The 6,858-nt window shown below is 74.8% G+C and carries 4 protein-coding genes and 1 pseudogene; all 5 read left to right on the top strand.

From position 1 onward, the window contains the following. Positions 1-269: 269 nt before the first annotated feature. The gene (locus tag E1298_RS42130) at positions 270-1,499 is read left to right on the top strand and encodes a hypothetical protein (protein WP_243726169.1); all 1,230 of its coding nucleotides are present in this window, start codon (positions 270-272) and stop codon (positions 1,497-1,499) included. Next, positions 1,496-3,952, top strand: a complete 2,457-nt coding sequence (locus E1298_RS42135; RefSeq protein WP_424923208.1) for a serine/threonine-protein kinase — start codon at positions 1,496-1,498, stop codon at positions 3,950-3,952. The genes E1298_RS42130 and E1298_RS42135 overlap by 4 nt, the downstream gene beginning before the upstream one ends. Further along, positions 3,949-5,250 carry a protein phosphatase 2C domain-containing protein gene (locus E1298_RS42140; RefSeq protein ID WP_131902989.1) on the top strand — a complete coding sequence of 434 codons (1,302 nt, stop codon included), beginning with the start codon at positions 3,949-3,951 and terminating at the stop codon, positions 5,248-5,250. The genes E1298_RS42135 and E1298_RS42140 overlap by 4 nt, the downstream gene beginning before the upstream one ends. After that, positions 5,247-6,590, top strand: a complete 1,344-nt coding sequence (locus E1298_RS42145; protein ID WP_131902990.1) for a vWA domain-containing protein — start codon at positions 5,247-5,249, stop codon at positions 6,588-6,590. The genes E1298_RS42140 and E1298_RS42145 overlap by 4 nt, the downstream gene beginning before the upstream one ends. Positions 6,591-6,592: 2 nt before the next feature. Continuing rightward, positions 6,593-6,858, top strand: a pseudogene (locus E1298_RS42150) (FHA domain-containing protein); the annotation flags it as partial.

Genomic DNA, 6,858 nt, shown 5'->3' on the forward strand with positions numbered 1-6,858 from the left:
GTCTCGGGGGCGGCGGTGCCGGTGGGGGCGGTCCGCGGGTGCGTCGCAACGTTCGCCATGCTTCGATCATACGTTCGAACGCTGACATTTTGGAGCCTCTGAGCACGTCCGGAAGGGTCGCGCGACCCAGCCGGGGGGCCGTGACGGGGCGTCATGACCACCGCCCTTGAGATGCTGACCGCGCATGGGGAAAACTGATGCACCGAACATGCTCCATCCGGGGAAATCGGGGACTAACTTGGGTCAATCGTGGATCCGCCTTGAGTGACATGCGCGCGAGCCGTCCGCCGATGAGCCGGGACGAGGCCGACCGTGCGCTGGCACATCAGCGGGGTGAGAAGGAGCGCATCGGCGCAGCGCTGCTCGAACTGGAGGGGCACCAGGGGTACCAGCTGCTGGAGGGGGCGACGCTGGACGGGGAGACGCGGAGCGTCCAGTCCGGCGTGCGGTCCCATATGGCGGCGCTGTGGGCGCTGTTCGACCACTACGGGCGCGTGCTCGGCGAGGCGGAGGAGCTGCGGGCGCGGCACTCGCGGCCTGGCCAGACGCAGCTCGCGCGGCTCACGTGGCTGCTCGCCGGGCCGTCGGTGGAGCTTCCGCCGGAGGAGGTGCCGCTGGAGCGCCGGACGCTGCTGTCCGCCCCGTCCGGCGAGAAACTGACCCTCCAGGCGGTGGTCGCGCGCATGAACCCGCTGTACGAGGAGGTCGCGCGGACGATCGCGTCCCTGGACGGGGTGTGGTCGGAGCTGCTGTCGCGGCTCGCCGAGGTGGAGGCCGAGCGCCGCGCGGCGGCGACCCTGCTGGACTCCCTCGGTGGGACGGACCCGGACCTCGACCGCCTGACCGCCGAACTCCGGGCCGTCGCCGCGACGGTGCGGGCCGACCCGATGGCGCTGGCGCGCGACGGCCGCGCGGACACGGCCCGGCTGGACGCGCTGCGCCCCGGCCTCGCCGACGTCCGCCGCAGGCTGGAGGAGGCCGACCGGCTGCGCGCGGGGTTCGCCGACCGGATCCGCGGCATCGCGGACCTGGTGGACCTCGTGCGCGGGGCGGAGGCCGAGGCGGCCGCCCACCGCGACGAGGTGCTGGCCAAGATCGCCTCGCCGGTGCTGCCCGACCTGCCGCACCTGTCGGCCGCCCTCGCCGACCGGCTCGCCGCACTGGACGGACCGGGCCCCGGCGGAACCGGCTGGCGCGATCTGGCCGAGCGCGTCGCCGGCCTGGAACGGGCCGCGAACGGCGCGCTGGAGCAGGCGAGGACCGCGGCGGGCCTGATCCGCGGCCTGCTGGACCGGCGCGAGGAGCTGCGCGGCCGGCTGGAGGCGTACCGGGTGAAGGCGGCCAGGCTCGGCCATTCCGAGGACGCCGATCTGTCCCGGATCTACGAGCGGGCCAGGGTGCTGTTGTGGTCGTCCCCCTGTGATCTCCGGAAGGCCACCGTGACGCTGTCGGACTACCAGCAGGCGATCTCCTCGCGGGCGAAAGGAGCGGAACGATGAGCCAATGCACCGCGCCGGGCTGTACAGGAACCATCGACGGCGGCTACTGCGTCATATGCGGCATGGCCGCCACGTCCAGCCCGCCCCCCTCACCTCAAGGTTCGTCCGCGCCGGACGCCTGCGCCCAGCCGGGGTGCGGTGGAACGGTACGGGACGGCTACTGCGACGTGTGCGGCATGCCGCCCTCTGCCGCGAGCACGCCGAGCGGCCCCTCCTCCGCCGTGCCGGACGCCAAGTGCCGCCAGCCCGGCTGTTCCGGGACGATCGAGGGCGGCTACTGCGACGTGTGCGGCATGCCTCCCTCCCAGAGGACGGGCACGCAGGGCTCGGGCACATCGGGTACGTCGGGAAGCGCGTCGACGGGCGGCACGTCCCGGACGGGCAGCACCCGCACCGGGTCCTCGCGCTCGTCGGGCCGGCGCGGCGCCCTCGGCGCCGGGCTCGTGGAGGTGCCGCGCGTCCCGTACCGCGACCCGTCCACGGCGGTGATGAGCAACCCGCAGGTCGCCGAGAGCAAGCGCTTCTGCAGCAGCTGCGACGAGCCGGTCGGCCGCAGCCGGGGCGACCGGCCGGGCCGGACGGAGGGCTTCTGCCCCAAGTGCGGCACCGCGTTCTCCTTCACCCCGAAGCTCGGCCCCGGCGACCTGGTCGGCGGGCAGTACGGCGTCCTCGGCTGCCTGGCCCACGGCGGCCTGGGCTGGATCTACCTGGCGCAGGACCGCAACGTCAACAACCGCTGGGTGGTCCTCAAGGGCCTGCTGGACAGCGGCGACGCCGACGCCATGGCCGCCGCGGCGGCCGAGCGGGCCTTCCTCTCCGAGGTCGAGCACCCGAACATCGTCAAGATCTTCAACTTCGTCCAGCACGACGGCGACGGCTACATCATCATGGAGTACGTCGGAGGCCAGTCGCTCAAGGACATCCTGCTCCAGCGCCGCCGCGAGTTCGGCGAGGAGTCCCTCCCGGTCGGCCAGGCCATCGCGTACGCGCTGGAGGTGCTGCGGGCGTTCGACTACCTGCACGCCCAGGGCCTGATCTACTGCGACTTCAAGCCCGACAACGTCATCCAGTCCGAGGAGCAGCTGCGGCTGATCGACCTCGGCGGCGTCCGGCGGCTCACCGACCAGGACGGCGCGATCTACGGCACGGTCGGCTACCAGGCGCCCGAGATCGCCGACGTCGGGCCGTCCATCACCTCCGACCTGTACACGGTCGGCCGGACGCTGGCCGTCCTGAGCTTTCCCTTCAAGGGCTACACCCGGGCCTACGCCGACTCGCTGCCGCCGCGCGGCGAGGTGCCGCTGCTCCAGCGGTATGAGTCGTTCGACCGCTTCCTGCGCAGGGCGACGCACAAGGACCCGGCGCAGCGCTTCCAGGACGCGGGGGAGATGGCGGAGCAGCTCACCGGCGTCCTGCGGGAGGTGCTGGCCGCCGAGGACGGCCACCCGCGCACCGCGCTGTCCGCCTTGTTCGGGCCGGAGCGCTTCGCGGCGGGCGCCGCCGGTGCCGTGGTCGGCGAGAACGGCGAGGGCACCGCGCTGCCGCCCATCCCCCCGCCCGTGGCCGCCGCCGCGCTGCCGGTGCCGCTGGTGGAGCGCGACGACCCGGCCGCCGATTTCCTGGCCGGGCTCACCGCATTGGAGTCCGAGCAGCTCGCCGCGGCGCTCGCTAGGGCGCCGGAGCAGACGCCCGAGGTCCGGCTGGCGCTCGCCCGCGTCAAGATCGAGCTGGGCGCGGCCGGCGAGGCGGACGCGCTGCTGGACGACCTGTACGCCGAGGATCCCGGGGACTGGCGGGTCGAGTGGTACCGCGCCGTCGCGACCCTCGCGAAGGGCGACGTCACCGAGGCGGCGCCGCGCTTCGACCGGCTGTACGGGCTGCTGCCCGGCGAGGCCGCGCCGAAGCTGGCGCTCGCCTACTGCCGCGAGCAGAGCGCGCCCGCCGAGGCCGTCCGCCTGTACGAGCTGGTGTGGCGCACCGACCACAACTACATCAACGCGGCGTTCGGCCTGGCGCGAGTGCACCTGGCGGCGGGCGACCGCGGCGCGGCCGTCGCCGTGCTCGACTCGGTGCCGGCGCTCTCCTTCCGGTACGTGCCCGCGCAGGTGGCGGCGGTCGCCACCGCGGTGCGCGGCCGTCCGGCGGCCGAGCTCACCGCGGCCGACCTGGTCGCCGCCGGCGACCGGCTCACCGTCCTCGGCCTGGACGGGGAGCGCCGCGACCGGCTCGCCGCCGAGGTCCTGGAGGCCGCGCTCGACTGGCTGCTCATAGGGCCGGGCTCGGCGGGCGGGACGCGCGGCGGCGCGCTGCTCGGCGCCCAGCTCGCCGAGACGCCGCTGCGCCGCCGCCTGGAGGAGACCTACCGCGAGCTGGCGCGCCTCACCCGCGACCGCGAGGAGTGCCGCCGGCTGATCGACGCCGCCAACGCCGTACGCCCGAGGACGCTGCTGTGACCGACGAACAGACCGGAACCAAGGCGGCGGAGCTGTCGTGTCCCACCTGCGGCGAGATCGTCTACGCCGGGGAGAAGTTCTGCGAGGAGTGCGGGCACCGCCTTGACGGGAGGGGTCCCGACTCGGCTCCGGACACACTGGGCGGTGTGCCACGCGAAGGCGTCACCATCAAGCAGAGCTCGTCGTCCGTGCGCTCGCGCCGGACGGCGGCGCCCGTCCGGCCGTGCACCGGATGCGGCGGGACGGCGATCGACGCGGACGGCTACTGCGAGAACTGCGGCCTGCGCCAGCCCGCCGACCGCGACCACGTCGAGATCGAGCTGCCCGCGCCCGGCGCGGCGAACGGCACGCGCCGGCTCGCCGCGGCCGGCGCGAGCGACCGCGGCCTGCGCTACAGCCGCAACGAGGACGCCCTCGCCCTGCTCGCCCACTCCGCCGGCATCGCGACCGTGGTGTCGGACGGGGTCGGCTCCTCGCAGCGCCCCGAGGACGCCTCCCGCGCGGCCGCCGACACCGGCGCGGCCGAGCTGGCGGCGCGCCTGGACTCCGGCGAGGATCCCGAGGACGCCACCCGCGCCGCCGCGCTCAAGGCCGCCGAGGCCGTCGCCGCGCTGGCCGCGTCGCCGTCCGAGGCGCCCTCGTGCACGTACGTGTCCGCGGTGACGCACGACGGGTCGGTGACCGTCGGCTGGGTCGGCGACAGCCGCGCCTACTGGCTGGCCGCCGACGAGCCCGGCACGGCCGGCGCGTCCGGGACGTCCGAGGCCGGCGCGTCCGAGGCGGGCGGCGGTTCCGGCGGGGACGGTGACGGGCCGGACACCGCGGAGTTCGCCGTGGCGGACCTCGACACCGGCGACATGGCCGAGCTCGGGCCGTCCCGGCAGCTCACCGAGGACGACTCGTGGGCCGCGATCATGGTGGCCGAGGGCGCGCTGACCGAGGCCGAGGCGGAGGCGCACCCGAACGCGCACGTCATCACCGCCTGGCTCGGCGCGGACGCCGAGGAGGTCAGGCCGCACGTCCGCACGTTCCGGCCCGCGGGCCCCGGCACGCTGCTGGTCTGCAGCGACGGGCTGTGGAACTACTTCCCCGCCGCCGCCGACCTGGCGGCGCTGCTGGCCGCTCCGGCCCGCGAGGCGGCCCCCGGCCCGGCGGACGGCCCGGGCGCCGATCCGCTCGGCGCCGCGCGGACGCTGGTGCGCCGCGCCCTGGACGCGGGCGGCCGCGACAACATCACGGTCGCCGTGATCCCCCTCCCGTCTCCCGCCACCACACAGAGCACGGAGCAAGAGCGATGAGCGAGCAGCCGCAGTTCACGATCAGGATCGACCAGAACAAGTTCCTCCCGGAGGGCGGGCGGGAGGTGCACGCCATCGTCTCGGTGGAGGCGGCCTCGGCCGACGGCGTGCCCGCGGGCCCGGCGGCCGCCCCCGCGGACGCCGCCGAGGTCATCATCATCGACACCTCGGGCTCGATGTCCTACCCCGACACCAAGCTGCGGGCCGCGATCGCGGCCGCCCAGACCGCGATCGACACGCTGCGCGACGGCGTCCGGTTCGCCGTGGTCTCCGGCTCCAACACCGCCCAGATGGTGTTCCCGCAGCAGCCCGGCCTGGTCCCGGCCTCCGACGAGAGCCGCAGGCTGGCCAAGCACGCGCTGAGCCGGCTCAAGGCCGCCGGGGGCACCGCGATCGGGTCCTGGCTGCGGTTGGCCGACCAGCTGTTCGACGACCGGCCGGGCGGCATCCGGCACGCGATCCTGCTGACCGACGGCAAGAACCAGCACGAGACGCCCGAGGAACTGGACGCGGTGCTGTTCCGCTGCGCGGGCCGGTTCGTGTGCGACTGCCGCGGCGTGGGCACCGACTGGGAGGTCGCCGAGCTCCGCAAGATCTCCTCCGCGCTGCTGGGCAGCGTGGACATCGTCGCCGACCCCGCCGGGCTGGTCGCCGACTTCCAGGCCATGACGCAGGCCGCGATGGGCAAGGCCGTCGCCGACGTCGCGCTGCGGGTATGGACGCCGCAGACCGCCAAGCTCCGCTTCGTCAAGCAGGTCATGCCCTCGGTGGAGGACCTCACCGGCAAGCGCGTCGACTCCGGCGCGCAGGCGGGCGACTACCCGCTGGGCGCCTGGGGCGCCGAGAGCCGCGACTACCACGTGTGCGTGGAGGTGCCGCCCGGCCAGGTCGGCAAGGAGCTGCGCGCCGCGTGGGTCAAGCTGGTGGTGCCCGGCGCGCCCGGTGCGGAGGCCGAGACCCTGGCGTCGGGGAACGTGCTGGCCCAGTGGACCGACGACGAGGCCGCCTCCACCCGGATCAACCCGCGGGTCGCGCACTACACCGGCCAGGCCGAGCTTGCCAACGTCATCCAGGAAGGGCTCCAGGCGCGCAAGGACGGCGACCTGGACACCGCCACCGCCCGCCTGGGCCGGGCCGTGGTGCTGGCCGACGAGGCGGGCAACGACGCCATCACCTCGATGCTGCGCAAGGTCGTGGACGTCATCGACCCCGCCACCGGCACGGTCCGGCTCAAGCGCAACGTCAACAAGGCCGACGAGATGGAACTCGACACGCGCTCCACCAAGACCGTCCGGACGCGCAAGGACGAGACCGTCCACACCCGGCGGGCCGAGAGCTGAGCATGGCGACCTGCCCCAACGGCCACACCTCGCGGGCGGACGACTACTGCGACGTCTGCGGCGAGCGCATCGGCGGCGCCCCGCCCTCCCCCTCCTCCCCGTCCGGTGGGAGCGGGCCCGGCGCCTCCGGCAACCACGTGCCGCCTCCACGGCCCGGCGGCGCATCCGGGGGCGGCTCGGCCTGCCCCGACTGCGGCACGCCCGCCAGCGACCGCTTCTGCGAGGCGTGCGGCTACGACTTCGCCACGGGCGGCGGCAAACCCACCCC

The sequence above is a fragment of the Actinomadura rubrisoli genome (assembly GCF_004349215.1).
Lineage (GTDB): Bacteria > Actinomycetota > Actinomycetes > Streptosporangiales > Streptosporangiaceae > Spirillospora > Spirillospora rubrisoli.